This window comes from Streptomyces sp. GL_141 (assembly GCF_057834385.1).
Genome location: NZ_CM174402.1, coordinates 5,193,453 through 5,217,032 on the forward strand (window position 1 = coordinate 5,193,453; position 23,580 = coordinate 5,217,032).

The 23,580-nt window shown below is 71.4% G+C and carries 18 protein-coding genes, 2 pseudogenes and 1 riboswitch; of the genes and pseudogenes, 13 read left to right on the forward strand and 7 right to left on the reverse strand.

Annotated elements, in window-relative coordinates; translation table 11 throughout:
* Positions 1–2 precede the first annotated feature (2 nt).
* Positions 3–572 carry an NUDIX domain-containing protein gene (locus AC3IX6_RS23095; RefSeq protein ID WP_489364193.1) on the forward strand — a complete coding sequence of 190 codons (570 nt, stop codon included), beginning with the start codon at positions 3–5 and terminating at the stop codon, positions 570–572.
* Here AC3IX6_RS23095 and AC3IX6_RS23100 read toward each other — a convergent pair.
* From AC3IX6_RS23100 to AC3IX6_RS23115, 4 genes are all read right to left on the reverse strand, one after another.
* The gene (locus AC3IX6_RS23100; RefSeq protein WP_489364195.1) at positions 517–1,047 is read right to left on the reverse strand and encodes a coiled-coil domain-containing protein; all 531 of its coding nucleotides are present in this window, start codon (positions 1,045–1,047) and stop codon (positions 517–519) included. The genes AC3IX6_RS23095 and AC3IX6_RS23100 overlap by 56 nt on opposite strands.
* A complete protein-coding gene (locus AC3IX6_RS23105; protein ID WP_489364197.1) occupies positions 1,044–2,816 on the reverse strand; it encodes a hypothetical protein in 1,773 nt (590 codons plus the stop codon). Before AC3IX6_RS23105 ends, AC3IX6_RS23100 begins: the two co-directional genes overlap by 4 nt.
* A gap of 359 nt (positions 2,817–3,175) precedes the next feature.
* Positions 3,176–4,984, reverse strand: coding sequence for a hypothetical protein (locus AC3IX6_RS23110; protein ID WP_489364199.1), 1,809 nt, complete (start codon positions 4,982–4,984; stop codon positions 3,176–3,178).
* On the reverse strand, positions 4,981–6,474 hold the full coding sequence (locus AC3IX6_RS23115) for a tyrosine-type recombinase/integrase (protein WP_489364201.1): 1,494 nt from the start codon (positions 6,472–6,474) through the stop codon (positions 4,981–4,983). Before AC3IX6_RS23115 ends, AC3IX6_RS23110 begins: the two co-directional genes overlap by 4 nt.
* A 77-nt stretch (positions 6,475–6,551) precedes the next feature.
* Between AC3IX6_RS23115 and AC3IX6_RS23120 the strand changes: the two are divergent.
* Positions 6,552–6,809: pseudogene (locus tag AC3IX6_RS23120) on the forward strand (HNH endonuclease family protein); the annotation flags it as partial.
* 128 nt (positions 6,810–6,937) lie between these two features.
* Here AC3IX6_RS23120 and AC3IX6_RS23125 read toward each other — a convergent pair.
* On the reverse strand, positions 6,938–7,633 hold the full coding sequence (locus AC3IX6_RS23125) for an Rv1352/Rv1906c domain-containing protein (RefSeq protein WP_489364203.1): 696 nt from the start codon (positions 7,631–7,633) through the stop codon (positions 6,938–6,940).
* A 142-nt stretch (positions 7,634–7,775) separates the two neighbouring features.
* Here AC3IX6_RS23125 and AC3IX6_RS23130 point away from each other — a divergent pair, with 142 nt between their 5' ends.
* The 3 genes from AC3IX6_RS23130 (at position 7,776) to AC3IX6_RS23140 (ending at position 12,253) form a co-directional block, all read left to right on the forward strand.
* The gene (locus AC3IX6_RS23130) at positions 7,776–9,911 is read left to right on the forward strand and encodes an N-6 DNA methylase (RefSeq protein WP_489364205.1); all 2,136 of its coding nucleotides are present in this window, start codon (positions 7,776–7,778) and stop codon (positions 9,909–9,911) included.
* Between the two features lie 183 nt (positions 9,912–10,094).
* The gene (locus AC3IX6_RS23135; protein ID WP_489364207.1) at positions 10,095–10,748 is read left to right on the forward strand and encodes a hypothetical protein; all 654 of its coding nucleotides are present in this window, start codon (positions 10,095–10,097) and stop codon (positions 10,746–10,748) included.
* Positions 10,745–12,253: a protein kinase domain-containing protein gene (locus AC3IX6_RS23140; RefSeq protein ID WP_489364209.1), complete on the forward strand. Its 1,509-nt coding sequence runs from the start codon at positions 10,745–10,747 to the stop codon at positions 12,251–12,253. The genes AC3IX6_RS23135 and AC3IX6_RS23140 overlap by 4 nt, the downstream gene beginning before the upstream one ends.
* A gap of 39 nt (positions 12,254–12,292) precedes the next feature.
* Here the strand turns inward: AC3IX6_RS23140 and AC3IX6_RS23145 are convergent, their stop codons facing one another.
* Positions 12,293–14,734, reverse strand: a complete 2,442-nt coding sequence (locus AC3IX6_RS23145) for a YfhO family protein (protein WP_489364211.1) — start codon at positions 14,732–14,734, stop codon at positions 12,293–12,295.
* Positions 14,735–14,910: 176 nt separating this feature from the next.
* Between AC3IX6_RS23145 and AC3IX6_RS23150 the strand changes: the two genes are divergently transcribed.
* Together AC3IX6_RS23150 and AC3IX6_RS23155 are read left to right on the forward strand one after the other, a co-directional pair.
* Positions 14,911–15,531: a SurA N-terminal domain-containing protein gene (locus tag AC3IX6_RS23150; protein WP_489364213.1), complete on the forward strand. Its 621-nt coding sequence runs from the start codon at positions 14,911–14,913 to the stop codon at positions 15,529–15,531.
* Positions 15,532–15,574: 43 nt separating this feature from the next.
* Entirely contained in the window at positions 15,575–16,564 is a 990-nt protein-coding gene (locus AC3IX6_RS23155; protein WP_489364215.1) for a nucleoside triphosphate pyrophosphohydrolase, read from the forward strand.
* A gap of 25 nt (positions 16,565–16,589) precedes the next feature.
* On the opposite strand, the gene AC3IX6_RS23160 is transcribed toward AC3IX6_RS23155, so the two are convergent.
* Positions 16,590–17,774: a globin domain-containing protein gene (locus AC3IX6_RS23160; protein ID WP_489364217.1), complete on the reverse strand. Its 1,185-nt coding sequence runs from the start codon at positions 17,772–17,774 to the stop codon at positions 16,590–16,592.
* 199 nt (positions 17,775–17,973) lie between these two features.
* On the opposite strand from AC3IX6_RS23160, the gene AC3IX6_RS23165 reads away from it, so the two are divergent.
* The 6 genes and pseudogenes from AC3IX6_RS23165 to AC3IX6_RS23190 all read left to right on the forward strand — a co-directional run bounded on the left by AC3IX6_RS23165 (position 17,974) and on the right by AC3IX6_RS23190 (position 23,568).
* A complete protein-coding gene (locus AC3IX6_RS23165; protein WP_489371532.1) occupies positions 17,974–19,272 on the forward strand; it encodes a cytochrome P450 family protein in 1,299 nt (432 codons plus the stop codon).
* A 174-nt stretch (positions 19,273–19,446) separates the two neighbouring features.
* Positions 19,447–20,658 carry an RNA-guided endonuclease InsQ/TnpB family protein gene (locus AC3IX6_RS23170; protein WP_489364219.1) on the forward strand — a complete coding sequence of 404 codons (1,212 nt, stop codon included), beginning with the start codon at positions 19,447–19,449 and terminating at the stop codon, positions 20,656–20,658.
* A gap of 65 nt (positions 20,659–20,723) precedes the next feature.
* Complete coding sequence (locus AC3IX6_RS23175; RefSeq protein WP_489371533.1) at positions 20,724–20,996, forward strand: transposase; 273 nt, start codon at positions 20,724–20,726, stop codon at positions 20,994–20,996.
* Positions 20,981–21,136, forward strand: a pseudogene (locus tag AC3IX6_RS23180) (cytochrome P450); the annotation flags it as partial. The gene AC3IX6_RS23175 and the pseudogene AC3IX6_RS23180, both read left to right, overlap by 16 nt.
* Positions 21,137–21,279: 143 nt before the next feature.
* Positions 21,280–22,410: a LysM peptidoglycan-binding domain-containing protein gene (locus AC3IX6_RS23185; protein ID WP_489364221.1), complete on the forward strand. Its 1,131-nt coding sequence runs from the start codon at positions 21,280–21,282 to the stop codon at positions 22,408–22,410.
* Positions 22,411–22,686: 276 nt separating this feature from the next.
* Positions 22,687–22,858, forward strand: a riboswitch (cyclic di-AMP (ydaO/yuaA leader).
* A 2-nt stretch (positions 22,859–22,860) separates the two neighbouring features.
* Positions 22,861–23,568, forward strand: coding sequence for a transglycosylase family protein (locus AC3IX6_RS23190; RefSeq protein ID WP_489364223.1), 708 nt, complete (start codon positions 22,861–22,863; stop codon positions 23,566–23,568).
* Positions 23,569–23,580 lie beyond the last annotated feature (12 nt).

Genomic DNA, 23,580 nt, shown 5'->3' on the forward strand with positions numbered 1-23,580 from the left:
TCATGGGCGAATTGGTGGAGCAGGTCGACGATCAGGATCGGGTGCTGGGAGTCGTCGAGCGGGGTGATGCCATCCGAAGTGGGTGGCTGCACCGAGTTGCGACGACTGTCTGTCGTCGCCCCGATGGTCGGATCTTGGTGCATCGACGGCCGCGGACCGTGTCCCGGTTCCCGGGTCAGTACAACTGGCTGGTGGGCGGGGCAGCGGACGTCGGCGAGTCCTACGAGGAGGCGGCAGCCCGGGAGCTCGCCGAGGAACTGGGCGTCAGTGCGTCACCACAGTTCGTCTTCAAGTACCTCTGCCAGGGGACGATCAGTCCCTACTGGCTGGGGCTCCATGAAGTGGTGATCACGGAAGATGTCGTTGTCGACCCGACGGAGATCGCGTGGCATGAATGGCTCACTCCTCAAGAGTTCCTGGACGCGCGGCAGCGCTGGAGCTTCGTAGAGGACGGCGTCGATGCGTTGAGGCACTACCACCAGCGGCAGGAGGATACGGCTGGGACGGCCTGGGGAGTCACGGCAGAAACGACGGCGACCCTTCGGATGTCCGGGAACGGCGGAGCTGCTTGACCACTCCGTCCTCTCCCCCGGCGAGCTGGGCCTGCATTCGGTGGGCGTCCGCTTCCAGTTCGGCGTTCCTGAGCGTGAGGACCTGGATCTGGTTCGCGTACGCCGCGACGGTCGATCGCAGGTCCCGGATCTCGGCAGCCTTCTCGCTGCGGAGTTCCTGCACGGTCTTCTTGAGCCGGGCGATCTCCAGCCTGAGTTCGTCGGCCTCGGGCCGCTTGGCCTCCGGAGCGTCAAGGAGTTCCTTGATGACCGCCGAGACAGGGGATCGGTAGTACGAGGCTCGCGAGACGCCGGCCTCGGCGCAGATGTTCACCGCCGAGGTCCGGCCGTCGGTGATCTCGGGTCGGCCGATCATGAGCTGCTCGAAGGCGCGCATGATTCTGTGGTCGATCTCGCCCAGTGTGCTGTTCTCGCGAGTCAGCCGCGCGAAGGCGGCTTGGACGACAGGGAGGGTCTGGTCGGTGGAGTCGGTCATCGTCGGGTGTCCTCGTCGTCGATCTCGGCGATCAGGCGGGTGAGCGTGGCCAGATGTTCGGTGATGGCGAGTTTCTGGAGATGCGGGATGTCCACCGCGGCTCCGAGCTCGGTCTGTGCCATGTCACGGGCCCGCTCCAGACGCGGCACATGCATCGCGGAGCGGCGGGAGTTGGGGCAGCTCATGCACATGTCGAGCATCGGTACGGGGCGACCCATAGGTTTCGCGCGTTTGCGGCAGACGGCTGTCTCGGCTTGGTAGAAGCAGTCGTTCAGGACGCCGGGATGGAGCGTCCTGGTCAGGTGCCGCAGCAGGGTCCGGAGCCGGGACGGACTGGCCACGACTCCGGGGAGATCGCCCAGCTCGCTGCGGATGCGATCGAACTCCGCCTCGATGCGCTGGGCGGCTCCGCCGGAGGAGGGGCCGCCGTCGTTCCAGTCGTGATAGAGGTCCTCGACGTAGTCGAGCTTGGCGACAGCCTCCTCGGCGGCGACCTCGTCGGCGAAGCCGGACGCAGAGCTACCCGCGTACCCCTCGAACACGGCGATCGCCGTGTGTTTGTACTGGCGGGCACCGGCGACCACACCGAATGGCTGATGGGCGATGTGCCAGGCGAGGGTTCGTCGGAACTGCTGGGTGTCGAAAGCCCAGGGGAGGGCGACCGGATCTTCGGCGGCTTCCCCGGTGCGGTCAGTGGCTGAGTCGAACCCCACCGGGGCAGCCGTGACCGGCGGGATGTAGGGGTTCTCCGTGGTACTGAACAGTGCGTTGAGGTGATCCCGGAAGGCGCGCAAACGCCGGGGCATGTTGCTGAGCAGAACATGCCCGTTGCGGCCTCCGCCGTCGTAGCCGAAGAGATGGCCGGGATCGTCGTTGGCCTCCCGCAGTACGGCGATGGCACGGTGGACGATCTCCAGGACCACCCACTCGGCTTCCTCGCCGTCGAGTCCGCGGCCCTTCCCTTTGTAGGCCTTGCCCCGGATCTTGTAGCGGTTCCGCCCATCCGCTCCGGGTTCCTCGAAGGCGCACTCCCGGCCCAGCTCGCGCACTTCCACATCCCGCATGCCCGACAGGTAGGCGATGACGATCCAGCACGCCGTGCGTAGGAACGACAGCTCGTTGGCCAGGGTGAAGGGGCTCAGCCGTGACCGCCATGCTTCCCCGGTGCCTGACCAGGCCGACATCGGCGTGTCGAGGCCGCCGTCCTCGAAGCAGGTCCTTTCGCCGGCCTCGGCCATCAGCGACCGCAGGCGGCCGGCGCGTCCGCAGCCGGCGAGGAGTGAGACCAAGGTGTGGTTCGGGGCTTGCACCACGCCGTCGACGACCCGGGCATGCGGGACGGTGTGTGCCTGCTCGAGCGGGACGGAGGGGATGCCGCGGCCGGCAGCCCGGCGCGCAGAGATGAAGGAGAGCACACGCTCCCGCGCTTGTCCGTATCCCAGGTGCTGCCCCTCGCGTGCCGCTTCGAGGGCCTCGACTTCGCTCCGCGCGGCAAGGATGTCCGTGCCCGCCGCCTCGACGTAGAACACCGCCGCCCGCAGCAGGGGCGCGAGGATCTCCTCCGGGATGCGGGGCGTGGCGTTCTCGCCCTTGACCCGCTGCACCCCGGCCACCCCATAGGCGCTGCGGCCGTTCCACGGGAGGACGCACAGCCGGTCCTCGGACAGGAAGAAGCCGTGCGCCGACAGGTGCTTCAGCAGCGTCACGTTGCGGACCGCTGTGTGCGGGCTGTTGCTCTTCCATGCCCCCAGGGCCGTGTCCAGATGCACCCTGTCGACATCGGAGAGTCGGGGAGCTCCGGCCTTCTGTAGATCTCGTACGACTGCGACGAGGGCCCGCAGCTCGTTTGCCGCCGCTGTGGCTTTGAGTGGACTGAGTCCCAGCGAACCCCGGCGGAGGCGGGACGCGATGTACTCCTTCGCCGTGCGTCGTGTCACGGGATCGGGAATCTGTGTGAAGTCGAGTCGCCACGTGCGCCACGTACGGGGCAGGACGCACCGCAGATCCCAGATGTCTTCGGACAGACGTGGGCCTCGGCTCGTGCCGCCGAGTGTGAGCCGTTCTGGGAGGACGAACTCCCCGGACCGGTCCGACGTCGGGTGTCCGGCCCGGGGCTCGGGGACGGCAGTCATGCGATGACCTCCAGGAACGAGGCGGGCAACAGTAGCCGGGAGCCGTCGGCCTCGGCGATGGCCTGTGCCGTGGTGATCTGGCGGGTGCTGAAGCGGGCCCGGACGCCGTGGACGATGCGTTCCCACGCGAGTCCGAACCGCGCGTTCCACTCGACGGCGGGGTACTCCTCGCGTTGTCGTTCCAGGAAGTCCAGGAACGACAGCACGCTCGGCAGATGTCGGCTGGTGAACACCGCGTTCGGGCACTCCAGACAACCCCAGGCCGGGACAGGGCATGCCACGCCGGGCTTGCGGGCGAAGGGGGAGGCGAAGAAGTCTCGGCAGGACGCCAGCCACACGTCCTTCTCACCGGAGAGCGCCTCCTTGATCTCCTGCGTACTCAGCGCGCCTTCGCCGTCGTCCAGACGGGCGCCTTCGTCCGAGACGACCACGGGTGGGGCCAGAGCCGCGCCGAGTGCCTGCTCAAGCCCTGCTTCTACCGCTTGCTCGTGTGTCTCGCGATGGGCATCGATGTCCGCGTAGTGCTTCGCCGCCACCTGACGGGTGTGGCCTGACGTGAAGTCCTCCAGTACTCCGCCGGCTTGCAGGTATTGCCGGGACTTGACGGTCTTGCGCACCCGACGCAGATCGAGGGTGACCGGCAGACCGCCTCGGTCGGCGAAGGAGTCGAGTCCGTGCTCGGCCAGCCACTCCCGAGTCACCGCCGACCAGGCGTACGGCCCGTCGAAGGGGGCCCGAGCCTTGCCGAACCCGCTCACGTCGCACCACAGCGCGTCGCTGCCGATCAGCTCGCGAGTCCGCCTGGTCAGGCGCAGAGCCAGGCGGATCACTCCACCGGGGAAGCGCAGGGAACCGCCGTCGGAGACCCTGATCGTCTTGTGCGTGGAACCGGCGGCCCGCTTCTTGACGTACGCGACACTGACATAGCCGCGCGCCGGGCTGGCCAGGCAGTCGGACCGCAACTGCCGGATACTCTCCGGCTCCATGCCGGTCTGGCAGGCCAGCAGGACGAGGAAGGGCACCAGATCGCGGGAGGTCAGATGGAGACGGCCGTTGAGTTCGTTCCTGCCGCCCACGGGGCGCAGGATCTTGTACGAGACGTCGTCGGCGGTCAGCGGGCCGTGGTTCAGGATGCGCCACAGGCCGTTCTCCGACCGGTCCCAGCCGTGCAGGTGCGGGTCGCGGCCCGAGGCGGCGAGCTTCTCGCCTTCCAGGATCCGGTCGCGGATGCGGGCGATGTCGTCCCGGGCGGCGGCCTCCAGGGCGTCGAGCACGGGAAACGGGTAGGCGTCGAGCGGCTTCGTCGCTCGATTGGCCGATGCCGAGGTGAATCCCAGGCGAGCGTGGAACGCGGCATCGAAGGCGCCGGGGTGGGCCTCGTGCACCAGCTTCAGCAGCCGGACGAGGTAGGTCATGGTCAGGTACGGCTCCTTGCTCGTCTCCCCGTACCGGGCGATCAGACGCAGCTCGAACGCGTCCAGGAGATCGGGCTCCAGGTCGGCCAGTCCTGGGTCGCCTTCGATAGCCGGGCATGCGGCTGCTGCGAAGGCAACGAACTCTCGGATGCGCCTGACCACGTAGCGGACGGCGCTGCGGTCGCGCAAGGTGCCGGGGCTGCTCACGACTTCGGCGAGGGAGGCGGCCAGGGCCCGGGTCAGGCGCGGGAACGGCAGCCCGGACAGGTCGACGTGCTCCGGTGTCCCGTTCAGATCCAGATCGAAGACCACGGGCCCGATCGACGGCACCGGAGCCGCGGGGGCGGGAACGTCGACAGCGGCGGGGAACCGGACGCGGCGCGGGCTCACCGCTCTTCCTCCGCATCCGAGTGGACCTGCTCGAAGGCCGCGGCCTGGTCGTCCCAGTCGCCGAGAGCCGCCAGCACGATCTCCTGAGCCTCGTCCAGTACGTCGAGATACGTGTAGACCGTCGCCTCGTTACGGTGGCCGAGCAGCAGTTGCAGTTTGCGCAGGGGGTTGCCGATGAGCAGGCGTTTCACCTCGGCGTGCGTGAACCGGCGGTCCTCGCGCATGCCGAGCGCCCGAACGGTCTGCCGCAGCAGCAGGCCCAGCATGTGCACGGCGAAGGAGTGCCGCAGGGTGTGCGGGTGGACGTCGAAGTCGAGTCCGAAGCCGGCGCACCGCTCGTTCGCGCGCCGGAAGGCCGACTGCCAGGTCGTTGCGCGCAACGGCAAGCCGTTCTCGCCGAGCCACAGCCACAGAGGACCGGTGGCCCGCCCTTGTCCGTCGACGCTCATAAGCCGTGCCCGGTCCGTCGCATCGATCCGGGAGTACGGCCAGGCGGTACCGGACTCGACCGCCAAGGCGTGACGGTTGGCGCGGCGCACCGGTACCAGGTCCATGTATCCCTCGTACGCACCCTGGGCGCGCCGTCGCTGCACCAGCTCATCCCGCTCGATCTCGACGTAGTGGTGCAGGTCGCGGGCGACGCGGGGGCGGACGTACACGGTCCGTGCCCGATTGCGTTTCGCTACGGCGGCCGAGACGGTGATGTCGCCGATCACGCGCCTTCCGGTGACCGGTGGCAGCTCCGTCGTCAGCAGGCTGGACGCCTCGCTCAGCCGCATGCCGGTACAGATCAGCAGATCGGCGAAGAGAGCGTTACGTTCGCCGTTGCGCCCTTTCCACTTCGGATCAGGGGAGCCGTCCGGCAGTTGCCCAAGGAGCCCGACGTCCCGCCAGAGCATGAAATCCTCGTGGGAGAGGAATGTGATCGGCTGGCGTGGTACCTCGGGCTCGGCATCCGCGTTGACGCGCACCAGCTTCGGCCCTTGCGGTGACACCACAGTCTTGTCGATGTAGCGGAACGGTTTGGCGGGCAGCAGTTCCTCGTACAGCGACCACCGCACCCACTTGTCGAGTGCGGCCACCGAGCGGTTCCAGGTCGCCACGGAGATCTGTCCCGGCCCGCCGCCGCGAAGCCGGACGGCCTTGTACGCGCGAAGGTCGGCGGAGTCCGTGTCCCAGATGGACTTCCCGCCACGGGACTCATGGAGGAACCGGCAGTACAGCATGAGGTCGGTGCTGTAGCCGATACGGCTGTTCTCCGAGCGCACGCCCCAGTTCTCCATGTCCCGAAGGAACCGGTTGAGTTGGATGTCATAGCTGCCGTCGGGGCCAAGGATGAACGGTCTGCCCTCGTGGGCACCGACCCGCCCGAGCAGTCCGTCCACATCGAAGGGGAGATCCGCCATACGGGATGCCCCGCCAGTTGTCCGATGGAGCAGCACCGTCGCTTGCCCCTCGGCGTCGGTCGTCTTCGTGTCTGCTGTGCGCAAGCCACCCTCCCCGTATGAGACACGCTGTATGCGCACATAACGGGGAGATCGGTGAGACAGTTACGGGTGCCCACATAAATGATCCGCTGAACCTCCTGGCGGTCGACGCCGCGGCCAACCGCAAGAAGGGCGACGGTGATGCGGCCACCTGGCTCCCGCCCGACCGCGGGTACCGCTGCCGCTACGTCGCGGCCCAGATCGCGGTCAAGCAGAAATACGGCCTGTGGGTCACGGCCGGCGAGCGCGACGCGATGAAGCGCGTGTTGACCGGCTGCCCCGGGGAGCGCCTTCCGACCGGGGGCAACCCCACCCGGCCGCCGGAACGGCTCCGCTGATCCACCCCCTGGGTCGGGTCCGGGGCCGCCGTTTCGGCGCGACCCTGGACCACCCCCCTGCATGTCAGGTCCTGGGTCACCCCGTATCGGGACCCGGACCACCCCCTGCGTTTACTTCAGGCCCTGGATCAGGCCTTCTTCCAGTCCTGGCAGTCGACGGTCGTGAAGAAGCCGTCGCCGGCCTCGATCGTCACGACGGCCTGGCCCTCGGGGTTCTCGTTCGCGATGATCGTGTCGACGCTGCCGGACGCGTCCTTGGTGCGCTCCCAGTAGCAGCCGGTGCCGTCCTCGGTGGAGCCCGCGGACTTGTAGGTGCCCGGGGCGATGTCGACGCCGACCTTGAGCATGCCGGCCTTGCCGGACATCTCGGCCTTCGGCGTGCCCGCGGCCTTCGGGTCCACGAGCTCCCAGCCCTTGCAGCCCTCGGTCTTGAAGATCTTGTCGGTGGCGGCGATGGCCACGTACGTGGAGCCCACGGCGTTGGCGTTGTCTATGAGCGAGTCCGCCTCGCCCTTGGAGTCCTTGGCGCGCTCCCAGTAGCAGTTGTCGTCGGCCTTGTTGCCCGCCGAGCGGTAGAGGCCCGGCTGGACGTCGGAGCCGACCTGGAAGGTGCCGCTGCCCTTGATGGCCGACTTCGCCTTGCCCGCGTCGGGGGCCGGGGCACTGCTCGCCGCCGCCGGCTTCGAGGCGGCCGCGTCGGCGCCCTTGTCGGCGGTGGTGTCCGCGCCGCTGCACGCGCTGAGGGTCACGAGGGCGAGGGCTGCGCCGCAGCTGGTGAGGATCGCGTGACGGGCGGTCCAACTGGCGCGCGTGGTGTGGGACATGTGGGTGGCTCCTGCCTGGTCTGAGTCCTTTTGGCTTGATCATCACAACAGAGGCTGTGAACCGAGTCAACGGCTTTTTGATGGATTGTTAAATTCACGCTGTGAATGGGTCTCTCCTCTTTGCAGCGGTATGCTCGCGCACATGCCGGAGCAGAAGCCCCCCACCGAGGCCCCAGCCACCCCCACAGCCCCTACCGCCCCCGAAGTCACCGCCGCGGAGATCGCCCGCCTCGCCGGAGTCGGCCGCGCCGCCGTGAGCAACTGGCGCCGCCGCCATGTCGACTTCCCCCGCCCCGTCGGCGGCACCGAGACCAGCCCCTCCTTCGCGCTGGCGGCGGTCACCGACTGGCTCCGGGCCCAGGGCAAGCTCGCCGAGGTCCCGCTGCGCGAGCGCGTCTGGCAGTACGTCACCGCCCACCCCGGCGGCTCCGTGGCCGCGCTCGTCAAAGCCGGGAGCGCGCTGCTCCTCGTACGCGACCGGCCCATGGAGTGGCTGGAGGCCGCGGCCGTCTCCGACGAGCGGATGGCCACCCTGCTGCCGCCCGCCCTCGACCGGGTGCTCGCGCTGCGGTTCGGGCCCGCGCACCCGCTCGGAGCCACCGCCCCCCTGCCGCCCGCCACGGTGCCCTTCCTGCGGGCCGCCGCCGAGCTCGCCGCCGAACTCGGCACCCGGGGAGCCTTCGAGTTCCTGCTCGGCCGCCACCTCGAAGCCAACCCCCGCCAGTACACGCTCACTCCGGACGGCCTCGCCACCCTCATGGCCGCCCTCGCCGCCCCCGCCGTCGGCGCGAGCACCGGACCGGCCGGCGCCGCGCCCTTCACGGTCCTGGACCCGGCCTGCGGCACCGGCACCCTGCTGCGGGCCGTCCCCGGGGCCACCACCCGCTACGCGCAGGACAGTTCCCCCGAGCTCGCCTCCCTCGCCGCCCTGCGCCTCGCCCTGCAGTCGGACGCCCCGGTCCGCGCCGCCGCCGCCGACAGCCTGCGCGCCGACGCCTTCGCGCGGCCCGCCGCCGAACCGGTCGACGCCGTGCTCTGCCACCCGCCCTTCAACGAACGCAACTGGGGCCACGAGGAGCTGGCCTACGACCCGCGCTGGGAGTACGGACTGCCCGCCCGCGCGGAATCCGAACTCGCCTGGGTCCAGCACGCCCTGGCCCACCTGCGCGAGGGCGGCACCGCCGTCCTGCTCATGCCGCCCGCCGCCGCCGCCCGCCGCTCCGGCCGCCGGATCCGGGCCGACCTGCTGCGCCGAGGCGCGCTGCGGGCCGTCGTCGCCCTCCCGGCCGGCGCCGCGCCGCCGTACGGGATCCCGCTGCACCTGTGGGTGCTGCGCAGGCCCGCCCCGCAGACGGCGCCCCCCTCGGGGCTGCTCCTCGTGGACACCGCCGCGCTCGCCGACGGGCCCGGGCCGGGTCCGGGGCGGGCCGGGTGGGCCGCCGTGCACAGCGCGGTGGAGGAGGCCTGGACGGCGTACGAGCGCGGCGGCCCGGCCCCGGACGTCCCGGGCGTGCGCCGTGTGGTGCCCGTCGTGGACCTGCTCGACGACGATGTGGACCTGACCCCGGCCCGCCACCTGCCGCCGCCCGCCGCGGGCGGCGGCCTGGCCGAGCTGGCCGCCGTACGGGACCGGCTGGACTCGACGCTGACCCGTGCGGCCCGGCTCACCCCGCCCGCCCCGCCCGCCGCCTCCGCGGACCGGCCCGCCGCCGCGCCCGCCCGGCTGCCGCTGACCACCGTCGGCGAACTCGCCCGCGCCGGAGCCCTGCTCCTGTACACGGGCACGGGCAGCGGCGCGGGCCGGGCCCCCGTCCTGACCGAGTACGACGTGAGCGCCGGCACCGGGCCCTCCGGCACCCTGGCCGCCGCCGCGGAGCAGCCGCTGCTGACCGCACCCGGCGACGTGGTCGTCCCCCTCACCGGAGGCGCCGGCGTGGCCCGCGTGGTCGACGCGGCCACCGCCGGGGCGGCGCTCGGCCGGGGCCTGCAGCTGCTGCGGCCCGATCCGGCCGCGCTGGACCCCTGGTTCCTGGCCGGGTTCCTGCGCGCCACCGCCAACAACCGCCGCGCCAGCAGCCACGCCTCCACCACGACCCGGCTCGACGTGCGCCGCCTCGAACTGCCCCGGCTGCCGCGGACCGAGCAGGAGGTCTACGGGGCGCGGTTCCGCGCGCTGGCCGAGTTCGAGGACGCCCTGAGGCTGGCCGCCCGGCTCGGGGAGCAGCTCGTCCAAGGCCTGTACGACGGACTGTCGGACGGTACGGTCCGGCCCGAATGAGCACCCAGGCCGTCTCGGGCCGGGGCGGTGGACCGCGCGGGGCTGCGACCGTACAACGGTTGAGCGCATCCCCTCACTCCCGGCCGGGAACGCTGTATACGCTCTGACCCGGAATCCTCCGCACTTCTTCGTCCTTCCGCCCTTTACTCCGCCCTTCCTCCGCACGGCCCGTCAGGAGCAGCGATGCACGGCCCCGGCACCCCGCCGCCCCACGGTCACCAGCCCACCACCGGGGGCGTGGTGGCGCTCCGCGTGCTGTTCGCGCTGCTGCCGATCCTGAGCTGCGGGTTCCTCGCCTGGGGGACGATGCTGCGGCTCGCGCTGGTCACCCGCAAACCCCGGGACTGGTGGCTGCTCGCGGCCTCCGGCGTGGCCGAGGTGGTGTCGCTGGCGCTGATCGGAGCGGACCCGACCGAGGACGTCAGCGGCTGGCAGAGCGACGCGGGGGCCTTCGGCACGCTCCTGAACGGCCTCGCGGTGTGCATCTACTACCTCGTCGCCGAGATCCGGCACTTCGAGGCGCTCAAGGCCGGGCCCGGCGCGGCCGGCTGGTACCCGCCGCCCGTGTCCCCGTACGTACCGCCCCAGCAGCCGTCCGGGCCCGCCTACGGATACCCGCCGGCGGCCCAGCCCGCCCCGCAGCAGCACCCGCAGCACCCCCAGCCCCAGCAGCCCCCCCAGCACCAGCCCCACCAGCCCGCCCCGCAGCAGGCCCCCGAGCCCGCGCCCGCCCCGACGCCGCCCCCGCGCATCGGGCAGGTCCGCGCCGAACTCGACGAGCTCAGCGAGCTCCTGCGCCGCCAGCAGCCGCCCCACACCGAGGACCCCCGCCCGTGACGGACCGGCTCATCGGGGACCGCTACCAGCTCGCCACCATCCTCGGCCAGGGCGGCATGGGCCAGGTGTGGACGGCGTACGACCGGCGCCTGGACCGCCGCGTCGCGGTCAAACTGCTGCGCCCCGACAAGGTGGCCGGCCCCGGCTCCGTCGCCGAGGAGCTGCGCCGCCGCTTCGTGCGCGAATGCCGGGTCACGGCCCAGGTCGACCACCCCGGGCTGGTCACCGTGCACGACGCGGGCAGCGACGGGGACGAGCTGTACCTCGTCATGCAGTACGTGGAGGGCGCCGACCTCGCCGACCACCTCGCCGAGCACGATCCCTACCCGTGGCCGTGGGCGGTCTCGGTGATCGCGCAGCTGTGCTCGGTGCTGTCGGCCGTGCACGCGGTGCCGATCGTGCACCGGGACCTGAAGCCGCGCAACGTCATGGTCCGCCCCGACGGGACCGTGCTGGTCCTCGACCTCGGTGTCGCCTCCGTGATGGACACCGACACCACCCGCCTCACCAGCACCGGTTCGCCGATCGGCAGCCCCGCGTACATGGCCCCCGAGCAGGCCATGGGCGGGGCCGTCGGCCCGCACACCGACCTCTACGCGCTCGGCGTGGTCCTGTACGAGCTGCTGTCCGGCAACGTCCCCTTCGCGGGCTCCACCGCGCTCGGGGTGCTCCACCGGCACCTGTACGAACCCCCGCTGCCGGTGCGTCAGTTGCGCCCCGAGGTCCCGCAGCAGCTGGAAGCCGTACTGCTGAGCCTGCTGGCCAAGGATCCGCAGGACCGGCCCGCCTCCGCGCAGGCGGTGTACGCGGCCCTCGCGCCGCTGCTGCCCCACCACGGCTCGGGCGCCCCCACCGGCCCCCTCGACCCGACCCGCCCCTTCCTGCGCCCGATGGCCCCCTGGCCCGACCGCGCCACCGTGATCCCGCCCCGGCCGGCCACCCCGCCCGCGCCGCCGCGGCCGGACGTCCCGGCGGCCGTCGAGGAGGCCAAGAAGCTCCTCGACCAGGGCCGGCTCACCCAGGCGGTGGACATCCTCGGCGGCATCCTCCCGGCGGCGGCCGAGCAGCACGGCGCGCACTCCCCGGTGGTCCGCTCCCTGCGCAAGCAGTACGCGGCCACGCTGATGGACGACGGCCAGTACCGCCGGGCCCTGCCCGAACTGCGCCGGCTCGCCGAGGAGTTCCCGGCCGGCGACCCGCGGTCCCTGCGCTTCCGCTACGACGCGGCCCAGTGCCTGGAACAGCTCGGCGAACCGGCGGCCGCCCTCGCCGAGTACCGCGCGCTGCTGCCGCTCTTCGAGAACCACTACGCGAACCCGGACCCGGGTCTCCCGCTGGAGGTCCGCCGCCGCATAGCGCACCTGCTGCTCTCCCTCGGCGACCGCCCGGCGGCCCACGACACCCTGGCCCGCCTCCTCTTCGACGCGGAACGCCTGCACGGCCCGAACCACCCCTTCACCGAAGAGGTCCGCCGCACCCTGCTCTGGCTGGGCCAGGTCCGCTGACGCCCCGGCGGGGCCGGGTCCGCCGATGCCCGGGCCGGGTCAGGTCCGCTGGAGCTCCGCCCGGGTCGGGTCCGCTGACGCGACGGCCGCTCGGGTCCGCCCGCGCCGCCGTCCCGCTCCGAGCGGACCGGCCCTGCCGGGCAGTCCCAGCAGGGCCAGAAGGGTGAGCAGGGCCGCCACCGCCACCGCCGCGCCCGGGATGAGGCCCGGGGGCCGGAAGGCGCAGTCGATGCTGGTGGTGCGGCCGTCCAGCGGGACCGAGACCAGGCCCAGCCGGCCCGCGGCCGGGCGGCCGTTGCAGGTCCAGCCCGCGATCGCGGGGGCGGCGAGCACCGCCGTGCCGGTGCTGCCCGGCGGGAGCACCGCGCGGACGCCCGAGGATCCGACCCGTACGGATACCGCCGCCGTGCCGCGCAACCGGTCGACGGCCGCCGTCAGCAGGGGGCGGTCCAGGCAGGACAGCCGCCAGTGCGCCGGAGCCGCCTGCTCGAAGACCAGCACCGAGGCCGGGCCGCGGGAGACGCCCAGGGGCTGCAGGGCGGCCCTGTTGCGGGGCGGGTTGGCGTTCAGCCGGAAGGCGGGCCCGTCCGCGAGGCGGGCCGTCGCGTTGTACTCCGGGGCCCACAGGAAGGCCTCCGTGCCCGCGCGGCAGACACCGGGGGAGAGCGGGTCCTCGTAGACCCGTGCGCCCAGCAGGAGTTCCTGGTTGGTGAAGGGGGACGGGCCGAAGACCGGCTCGGGCCCCGGCGGGCGGACGGTGACCAGCGGCGGGACCTCGGCCCGCGCGATCGTGCCGTCCGGCCGCAGCCGGGCGCCGACCGAGAAGACGGCGTCCGTCACCGGATTGTCGAGGCTCTGCACGTTGCGGCCGCGCGAGGTCCAGCCCGCCCCGAGGGCCACCATCGTCCGCGTGAACAGGTCCGGGGTGTGGCTGCTGTAGTACGCGCCGCCCTCCCCGCCCAGCAGCATCGGGTCGTTGCCGGTCAGCGCCGGCCGCCCGGCGTCCGTGCGGTACGCGGGCCACCCCTCGGCGCCCTTCAGGGCCCCGGCGCGTGCGGTGTGCGCCGCGCCCCACACCGGGTAGTCGTCCAGGCCCGCGAGCTTGCCCTGCTGCCCGTGAGCCGTCGTCGCCGCCGCCTGGCCCACCAGGACCAGAGCCAGCGTTCCCACCGCCGGCAGCACGAGGTGCCGACGGCCGCGCCCCCCGTGGCCGAGCGCCCACCAGGCGGCGCCCGCCACGGCCAGGCCGCCGCCGAAGAGGGCGAGCCCCCACGGGGTCGCCAGCCCGCTCCCGCTCGCCGCGAGCAGGACGGCCGCCAGCACCGCCGCGCCGCCCGCCAGCGCCCACGGCCCGGGCGGGCCGGCCGACAGCCCCGCCCAGGCGGCCATCACCACGATCCCGGCCAGCACGAAGGTCTGCCGGTACGGGCTGCCGTTGGGCGTCGCGAAGAGGTGCCAGGCCAGGTGCGTCGGCATCCACTGGAAGGACAGCAGCACCAGCAGGACGAGCCCCGTCCACACCAGCCGCTCCCGCCCCGCCAGGGCCCGGTGGAAGGGCAGGGCCGCCACGAGCAGCAGGGTCCCGGTGCCGATGAACAGGGCGGGGGAGGAGAAGGAGTAGGTGGCGGGCAGCAGCCGGGCCAGCAGATCCTCGGTCGCCACCGGCACGAACGGCTTGAACCACCCCGGGTAGGCCTGCTTCGAGCTGAGGAAGAGCGGCACGAGCACCGGCGCCGACAGGGCGACGCCCAGCGTGGTGGTCAGCGCCGCCCGCGCCAGGACCCGTAGCCGATCCTGCACACCCTCCCGGGTGAGGAGCAGCCGGACCAGCAGCACCAGGACCGCGCCCAGCGTCGCCATGTAGGCGGTGTAGAAGTTCGCCGTCCAGCACAGCGCCACCACCACGACGGCCGCCACCGGCCGGCGCGAGCGCAGCGCCCACTCACCCGTCAGACACAGGAGCGGGAAGGCGATCAGCCCGTCCAGCCACATCGGGTTGTACGAGGCCTCGATCACCGACCAGCCGCACAGCGCGTACGAGGCCCCGAGCAGCCCCGCCGCCCACACCGGCCCGCGCCGCTGGGTGCGCAGCAGCCAGGCCATCGCCGCCGCCGCGGCCGCCGTCTTCAGCACGGTGACCACGTACACCGCGAGGTCGATGTCCTGGCGCGGGAACAGCCCCACCAGCACCGCGAAGGGGCTGGTCAGGTAGGTCCCGAAGTCGGGCAGGAAGCTGGTCCCGTAGCCGGACTGCCAGTTCAGCAGCAGCCCGCCCGCGGCGCGTCCGTGCAGCAGGTCCCACAGGTGCGCGTGGAAGGGCACGAACTGATTGCCGAGGTCGTTGACGCTGCGGTGGCGGGGGCCGTACGGGAAGACGCGCGCCACGGCGTCTCCGGCGCCCACGGCCACCACCGTGACCAGGGCGGCGAGCGCCGAGCCGAGCAGACCGGGGCGGCGCGGGGAGCGGTGCGGTGTCGACATGGTGGGCCGACCCTGGCACTCCCGGTGGGCCGAAGGGTGGCCATCGGTGGACGCGAACCCCAACACCCCCGGAATCGTTGGTCGAACCGGTGGCTCTGATCACCTCGACTGCATAACATCGATCACCGCACGGCCCTTGTGCACCGAAGCACAATCTCCCGGCCCTGGAGGCTCCTTTGCACCGTCGCACAGCGCTCTCCGTTTCCGCCGCCCTGCTCCTGGCGGCCCCTCTGCTGTCCGCGTGCTCGGGCGAAGCCCGCCCCGGCACCGCGGCCGTGATCGGCGGCGAACGGATCACCACCTCCGCGCTCCAGGCCCAGGTGAACGACGTCCGCACCGCACAGAACCGCTCCGAACACGCGGCCGAGCTCATCGCGGCCGTCCCGCAGCTCGACCGGGTCAAGCTCAGCACGATGCTGCAGAGCCGGATCCTCGACCGGATGGCGAAGGACGCCGGGATCACCGTCACCCCCAAGGAGCTCCAGGACGCCCGCAAGGCCTACGACGAGGGCAACCGCGGGGCCGCGGCGTTCGAGGAGGCGATCCTGCAGAAGGCCGCCGTCGCCCCCGACCAGATCGAGCGCTGGGTCCGGGACCAGGTGCTCTTCGAGAAGCTGAACGCCAAGTACGGCGAGGGCAAGCTCGCCGAGCCCGCCGCGAAGGCCGCGGCCGGACTCGGCATCGAGGTCAACCCGCGCTACGGCGTCTGGGACCCCCAGCGGGTCACCCTCGGCGAGCACTCCACCCCCTGGATCACCCAGGTCACCCGGCCCGAGCAGCCCCCGGCCGGCGCCTGACCCGGCGGCCCGGGCCGTCCTCCCGGCGAGGTAGGTTCGGAGGGTGACTGACGACGTGTCCTCCGAGCCCACCGGCCGCATCGTGCTGCTGACCACGAGCCACCGGGTGGCCCCCGGCATGCTGTCCTGGCCGGCCTGGCAGACCCTGCGGACCGCGCACCGGGTGCTGTGCGCCGACCCGGGACACGTCCAGCTCCCCTACCTGCGCGAAGCGGGCGTCGACGTCACCCTGGAGGCCCCCGACGCCCAGGCGCTGATCGAGGAGTGCGCCGGCGGACACACGGTCGTCGTCCTGCTCAGCGGTGAGGGAGACCGGCGGCTCACCGACGGGCTGGCCCGCTTCGCCGGCTCCGGCCGGGTCGCCGTACCGGACCTGGAGCTGCTGCCGGGCTCGTACGACCTGCCCGGCGCACGCCTGCTCGACCTCGTCCAGGTCATGGACCGGGTCCGGCGCGAATGCCCCTGGACCTCGGAGCAGACGCACGAGGGACTGGCGAAGTACGCCATCGAAGAGGCCTACGAGCTGGTCGAGGCCATCGAGGCCGGGGACCGCGAGGAACTGCGCGAGGAACTCGGGGACGTCCTGCTCCAGGTCGTCTTCCACGCGCGCATCGCGGAGGAGGGCGGTCCGGGCGAAGAGGACGAGCCGTTCTCCATCGACGACGTGGCGGGAGCCCTCGTCGAGAAGCTGATCCACCGGCACCCCCACGTCTTCGGCGACGCCACGGCGGAAACCCCGGAGGACGTGCACGCACACTGGCAGCGCACCAAGCAGGTGGAGAAGCAGCGGGAGTCGGTGACCGACGGGATCCCGCTCGGCCAGCCCGGTCTCGCGCTGGCGTCCAAGCTGGTGGGCCGCGCCCGTGCGGGGGCGGTGCCCGTCGACCTGCCCCGCGGGGAGGGAGTCGGGTACGAACTGCTGGAGCTGGCGGCGCGCGCCGAGGCGGCGGGAACCGACCCCGAAACCGCACTGCGCGCTGCGGCCCGCACCTACCGGGACGCGATCCGTGCGGCCGAGGGCGTCGGCGAATAACCCTCAGCAGCGGGAGGTCCCGGCGTCAGTGCTCCCGGGGCGCGCGGCCCGACGGGTTGTGCCAGTGCGGGTCGGGGCGGTTCAGGAACCACTCGCCGAAGCCCATCGGGCGGCTTCCGTCGTCCTGGCCCTTGCCACTGGCAGGTACGGAGTCGTAGAAAATCCGGTCGGGGCGCGCGCCGAGCTCCTCCAGGAGGTACGAGGTCTCCCGGATGAACTGCGGCGGACCGCTCAGGTAGACGTCCTGGTCGGGCCAGAGCCCGCGGTTGCTGAGCGCCGTCGCCAGCCGGTCGGTGGCCTGGTTGCGGTGCTGGCCGGGGGCGGGGGTGATGTAGGTGACGCTCAGCCAGCCGAGGGAGTCCGCGTACGCGTCGATGAGCGGGCGGTCGTAGAGGTGCGCGGCGTCCCGTGCGACCACGAAGAGCCGCACGTCCTGATCGGGAGGGTGTTCCGCCAGGTCCTCCAGCATGGCGCGGACCGGGGCCCAGCCGGTGCCGGCGGCTATGAAGCTGACCGGGCGGTCCTCGCGGCGGAAGGTCATCTGCCCGCCGGCCGCGCCGAGCCGCAGCACGTCCCCGGGCTGGGTCTCGCGGATCAGGGCGGTGCTGAGGCGGCCGCCCTCGATCCGGCTGATGTGCAGGTCGAGCGTCCCGTCGGCGCGGGGGGCGTTGCCCAGGGAGTAGGTGCGCCAAGTGGTCGGCACCCGGTCGCTGCTCACGCTCGCGTACTGGCCGGGGAGGTGGGGGAAGTGCTGGTGCGGGCGGAGGGTGAGGACGCCGATGTCCTCCCCGTACAGCAGGTGGCGTACGACTTCCGCGTCCCACCAGGGCGGGTCCTCGCTGGCGGCGGCGCCGGCCATCATCGCGTCGGCGATCACTTGGTACGCCTCTGACCAGGCCTTTTCGGCCTGGGGGTGCCAGGCGGACCCGGAGGTCTCGGCGAGCGCGGCGATGAGGCTGGTGCCCACGGCCGCGTAGTGCTCGGGCCCCGCGAGGAACTTGCGGTGGTCGCGGCCGAGGTCGCGTAGATAGGGGACGAGCGTCTCGTTCTCCAGGTGGGCGATCACATGCGTGAGCGCGGCGAAGAGCCGGTCCCGCTGTCGTTCCATGTCTTCGAAGGAGGCCGGGAAGAGATCACGGACTCCGGGGTTGTGCCAGAAGAGGTGGGAGTAGAAGAACTTGACCGCGTGCTCGGCCCGTCTCTCCACCACCGCGAAGCTGCTTTTCAAGATCCTCACATCCACAAAACCGAAAGTAGGAACGCCGGGGAACGTGAGGTCAAGCCAGAGTCGATCTACGGACAGCCGCGACAACTGGCCCATATGGGGTGATGGGTGGCGGGCGGGATACGGTCTCCGGGTGCACGAGCAGACCCCCGCAGCCCCCGAAGAGCCCACCGCCGACCAGTCCGTGGACGGATCCACGGGCGGATCCGCAGCCGCGTCCGCAGCCGGATCCGCCCCGCCGACCCTGTTCGACTGGGAGTTCGCGACCGACCCGTACCCGGCGTACGCCTGGCTGCGCGAGCACGCGCCCGTGCACCGCACCACGCTCCCCAGCGGGGTCGAGGCCTGGCTCGTCACCCGGTACGCCGACGCCCGCCAGGCCCTCGCCGACCAGCGGCTCAGCAAGAACCCGGCCCACCACGAGGGCTCCGCTCACGCCAAGGGCCGCACCGGGATCCCGGGGGAGCGCAAGGCCGAGCTGATGACCCACCTCCTCAACATCGACCCGCCGGACCACACCCGGCTGCGCCGGCTGGTGTCGAAGGCGTTCACCCCGCGCAGGGTCGCCGAGTTCACACCGAGGGTGCAGGAACTGACCGACCACCTCATCGACCAGTTCTGCGAGAAGGGCGAGGCCGACCTCATCCACGAGTTCGCCTTCCCGCTCCCCATCTACGCCATCTGCGAGATGCTCGGTGTACCGCGAGAGGACCAGGACGACTTCCGCGACTGGGCGGGCATGATGATCCGGCACGCGGGTGGTCCGCGCGGCGGGGTGGCTCGCGCGGTCAAGCAGATCCGCAGCTACCTCGTCGAACTGATCCACCGCAAGCGCGATGATCTGGGCGACGACCTGATCTCCGGCCTGATCCGGGCGAGCGACCACGGCGAGCACCTCACCGAGAACGAGGCCGCGGCGATGTGCTTCGTGCTTCTTTTCGCAGGTTTCGAAACTACGATCAACCTCATCGGCAACGGGGCCTACGCCCTGCTGCAGCACTCGGACCAGCGTGAGCGTCTCCAATCCTCCCTTGCCGCCGGAAACACCGACCTGCTGGACACGGGCATCGAAGAGCTGTTGCGCTACGACGGTCCCGTGGAAATGGCCACCTGGCGGTACGCGACGGAGCCGCTGACTCTGGGCGGCCAGGACATCCCCGCCGGCGACCCGGTCCTCGTCGTGCTCGCCGCTGCCGACCGCGACCCGGAACGGTTCAGCGATCCGGACACGCTCGACCTCGCCAGGAGCGACAACCAGCATCTCGGGCTCGGCCATGGCATCCACTACTGCCTGGGAGCTCCCCTGGCCCGCCTCGAGGGCCAGACGGCCCTCGCCGAGCTGCTGACGCGGCTGCCCGACCTGGAACTCGCCGTAGACCCCTCAGAGCTGCGCTGGCGCGGCGGGCTCATCATGCGGGGCCTGCGCACGCTCCCGGTCCGATTCACCCCGAGCCCTGTCCGGGATAGTGGACGAGCAGGGTGACGAAAACCAAGTGAACGTGCAGGTTGTGAACAACATGACGACCGGTTCTGGCATCGGGATGACGGTTCCAGTGCGGTGGCATAAGCCCCTGCTAGGCTCCCGATTGCGAGTCAAGGCACCCTGGTCAAGCGACAGTTCGGGCACCGTGCTCGACTCGCACTGCCGCCTGCGGGTGTGCTGAAGACTGATGGCCAGGCCCACGCCGCCCGCACGATGTGGAACTGTCTTCACGCGTGGTGGCAGATGATGCCGAAGGACAAGCGAACTCCTGCGAATGCGGATGCTGCGATCCGCCAGGCCCGCGAGGACATCAGCTTTCTCGCCGTTCTTCCCGCGCAGGCAGCGCAAGCGGTGCTGAAGACGTACTTCCAGGCGTGGAAGAACTACTGGGACGGCCGCGCCGACGCACCGAACTTCAAGGGTCGCATCCGCACGGTGATGTCCGTGGACATCCCGCAGGGCCGAGATCTGAACATCACCCGCGTGCACCGCCGCTGGGGCGTGGTCAACATTCCCAAGGTGGGCCGGGTCCGCTTCCGGTGGACCAAGGACCTACCCGTGGGCAAGCACGCAGACGGCGAGAACCGGATCACCGGGGCCCGGCTGGTCAAGGACGCGCTCGGCTGGCACATCGCCTTCCGCGTTCAGACCTTGGAGGCCGGTCCCTCCCCCCACCAGGGGCCGGACGTCGGCATCGACGTGGGCGTCGCCGTCCCCATCGCCCTCTCCGACGGCGAAACTTACGAGCACGGCGAGTGGCTGACCGGCAAGGAGCAGGCGAAGCTTCTGCGTGTGGAGCAGCGCGCCGCCCAGCGCAAGGCATGCCGCAAGCCGGGCGAGCACGCCAGCCGCCGGCTGCACCGCACCTACGACCAGATCGCAGGACTCCGCGCGAAAGCCAAGCGCCGGGCCCTGGACTGGCAGCACCAGACGACCACCACCATCGCCCGCACCTACGGCACCGTCGTGGTCGAAGCACTCACCATCACGAACATGGTCAAATCGGCCAGGGGAACCCTCGAGGCGCCGGGACGGAACGTCGCCCAGAAGTCTGGGCTGAACCGCTCGATCGGCGGGGAGGCATGGGGTCGGACGGTTGCCATGCTGACGTACAAGACCGCCCAGCTTGGCGGGGCCCTGCACAAGGTCCCCGCCCCCGGCACTTCCCAACGCTGCTCCGCGTGCGGCGTCACCACCCCCGGCAACCGGGAGAGTCAGTCTGTGTTCGTGTGCAAGAACCCGGACTGCGGCTGGTCGGGCAACGCCGACCACAACGCGGCCTGCAACGTCTTGCATCTGTACCGGATGGGCCTCGCGCTCATCCCGGCTGCCGGGAGGGCAGTCGTCAGGCGCGCCAAACGCGTCGAGCCCGCTACCGCAAGGTAAGCAGGAATCTCCCGGCTTCAGCCAGGAGAGCACTTCAACCGCCCGCTTCGTTCGCCAAGACCACGATCGACCTGCGGCTGGCGCTGAACGGCATGCTGCACCGTCTGCGCACGGGGATCACCTGGAAGGAGATCCCCGTGGTGTTCGGGCCGGCGCAGCGCATTCGTGAGCGGCAGCTCTCCTGGTGGCAGCAGGGGGCATGGCCGCTGCTGGTGACGCGGCTGAACGAGCAGCGCGCGGGGACACCGGTGTACGTCCGTCCGACGATTCCGGCCCTGCGAGTGACGGTGCGTGTGGCGGAGACCGTGAGACTGCTCTCCCCCTCGCGACCCTGCTGACGCGGCTGCCCGATCTGGAACTGGCCGTGGCTCCCGGGGAGCTGCGGTGGCGCGGTGGGCTCATCATGCGGGGACTGCGGACGCTCCCGGTCCGCTTCATGGCCGAATCCACTGCCGAAAAGATCACCCAAACCACCTGAAACCTGCCTGACCTGAAGTCAGTTGGCTGCCCAAACTTGTGACAGGCGTTCGAAGGCCGCTAGGTTCTGCCGTTACCCCGCCGTTATGCGAAAGGTGCAGCCTCATGCGTTCCGGGAACGGCCGCCACAGACGCCCCCGACAAGTGCCCGCACTTGTCGTCACCGCCGGAGTCACCGGCACCGCACTCGCCCTGCCGCTGCTCGCGGCCACCGGCGCGAGCGCCGCGGAGACCTCCACATGGGACAAGGTCGCCGAGTGCGAGAGCGGTGGCACCTGGAGTGCCAACTTCGGCGGCGGCACCTACGGCGGGCTGCAGTTCAGCCAGGAGCAGTGGAAGAGCGCCGGCGGGCTCGACTTCGCCGAGCGCCCCGACCTCGCCAGCCGCTCCCAGCAGATCGCCGTGGCCGAACGGGTCCTGGCCTCCCGGGGTCCCGTGGCGTGGCCGCTGTGCGCGGTGCAGGCCGGCCTGACGCAGGACGCGCCCGCCGCCGTGGTGGACCCGGGTCTGCCCGGCGGTTCCGGATCCGCCACCCCCGCCCCGTCCCGCCCGGACGACTCCGTGCCGCACACCGGCTCGGGCAAGCCGTCCACGGACTTCGGGGCGCCGACGCCGAAGGGCCCGGCCGCGCCGGCTCCGTCGGACTCGCCGCTGCCCGACTATCCGATCGGCGTGCCCGGCGAACTGCCCGTCATGCCCGAGCCGGACCTCCAGGCGCCGCCTCCGGGACTCCCGGGCGATCCGACGGCTCCCACGAGCCCGGTGGACCCCACCGCCCCGGTGGGCCCCGTCGCTCCGGTGGACCCCACGACTCCGGCGCCGCCGCCGGTGGACCCGACCGTGCCGGTGGGCCCGACGGCTCCGATATCCCCGTCCGGCCCGGGGGACGCGGCGAACCCGACGGACCCGGCGAACCCGGCGAATCCCGGTAATACCTCGAACCCGGCAAATCCGCTCAACCCGGTTGATCCCACGGCCCCGACGACTCCGGCCGCACCCGGCGGTTCGGCCGCCCCGAGCGCTCCGGCGACCCCCGGCGCGGCCGAGGGCGGCGGCAAGCACCGCGGCCAGGCCGCGGTCGAGACGCCCGCCGCATCTGATGCCGCGTCGGAGCCGACGTACACCGTGAAGGCGGGCGACAGCCTCGTCGCGATCGCGGACGCCAACGGAGTGAAGGGCGGCTGGAAGGGGCTGTACGAGGCCAACGAGCAGGTCATCGGCGGCGATGCGGACCTGATCAAGCCCGGTCAGAACCTGGATCTAACGCATCAATAAGGGCACTTAAGGCGCCCGGAACCAGCTGATTGTCCGTTTTCTGTAAGTGAGACATGTGTCTCTTCAGGTCAACTGGCGTGTCCGGCCCGGACGGTTCCGCAAACCCGGCCCTCACCTGCGCAAACGCCCTTCCGGGGAGCGCAAGTAGGCACCGTTTCCCCCCGATGTCCCTCGTTGAACATCGGGGGGAGACCTGTCTACCTTCTGAATCGCTCGCCACCGCGGGCTCCTTCGACCGCATCGCCGAATCCTGCCGGCGGACGGAGGGAACACTCGTCGCGTAAAGCGCCGAAGGCAGGAGCGGGGGAACCAAGGTAGGCGCCGGAACCGGCCGTTGAGAGACGGTCACGGAACCGGCTAGGGGTTAAGCCGAGCGCTAGGTCGCTCGGCCGGGCACTCACTCGCCCGAACCCGACAGCTCACCTCGTAGGCGTCGGTGAGGAGAACTCCATGCTGCTTTCGGGCAAGGGCAAGCACCGTCGCGGCTCCAAGGCCGTCCGCATCGTCACTCTGGCCGGCGTCGCCGGTGTCGCCGTGGCCGCGCCGCTGATGGCCGCGGGCACCGCTTCCGCCGCGACCGCCGGTGAATGGGACCGCGTCGCCGCGTGCGAGTCCGGCGGCAACTGGTCCATCAACACGGGCAACGGCTACTACGGCGGCCTGCAGTTCTCGTCCTCCACGTGGGCCGCGTACGGCGGCAAGACGTACGCCGCGCAGGCCAACCAGGCCTCCAAGTCGCAGCAGATAGCCATCGCCGAGAAGGTCCTCAAGGGCCAGGGCAAGGGCGCCTGGCCGTCCTGTGGCGTCGGCCTGTCGAACTCCTCCTACAACGGCGGCTCGGCGGAGACCCCCTCCAAGCCGAAGACCCAGCCGAAGCCGGCGCCGAAGCAGGAGAAGAAGGCCGAGTCGAAGAAGGAGACCAAGCGCGTCGAGGCTCCGACCACCCGCTCCGAGCGTCCGGCCGCCCCGGCCGCACCGAAGACCGAAGCCCCCAAGACGGGCAACGGTTCCTACGAGGTCAAGTCCGGCGACACGCTGGGTGCGATCGCCGACGCGAACAACGTGTCCGGTGGCTGGGAGAAGCTCTTCGAGCTCAACAAGGACATCGTCTCGGACGCCGACCTGATCTACCCGGGTCAGAAGCTGAACCTCAGCTGAAACATGTGAGAA

What these genes read in the sequence shown, in the direction of transcription:
- AC3IX6_RS23095 (WP_489364193.1), top strand. Translation starts at nt 3, where the DNA reads ATGGGCGAATTGGTGGAGCAGGTCGACGATCAGGATCGGGTGCTGGGA.
- AC3IX6_RS23100 (WP_489364195.1), bottom strand. Translation starts at nt 1,047, where the DNA reads ATGACCGACTCCACCGACCAGACCCTCCCTGTCGTCCAAGCCGCCTTC.
- AC3IX6_RS23125 (WP_489364203.1), bottom strand. Translation starts at nt 7,633, where the DNA reads ATGTCCCACACCACGCGCGCCAGTTGGACCGCCCGTCACGCGATCCTC.
- AC3IX6_RS23130 (WP_489364205.1), top strand. Translation starts at nt 7,776, where the DNA reads ATGCCGGAGCAGAAGCCCCCCACCGAGGCCCCAGCCACCCCCACAGCC.
- AC3IX6_RS23135 (WP_489364207.1), top strand. Translation starts at nt 10,095, where the DNA reads ATGCACGGCCCCGGCACCCCGCCGCCCCACGGTCACCAGCCCACCACC.
- AC3IX6_RS23145 (WP_489364211.1), bottom strand. Translation starts at nt 14,734, where the DNA reads ATGTCGACACCGCACCGCTCCCCGCGCCGCCCCGGTCTGCTCGGCTCG.
- AC3IX6_RS23190 (WP_489364223.1), top strand. Translation starts at nt 22,861, where the DNA reads ATGCTGCTTTCGGGCAAGGGCAAGCACCGTCGCGGCTCCAAGGCCGTC.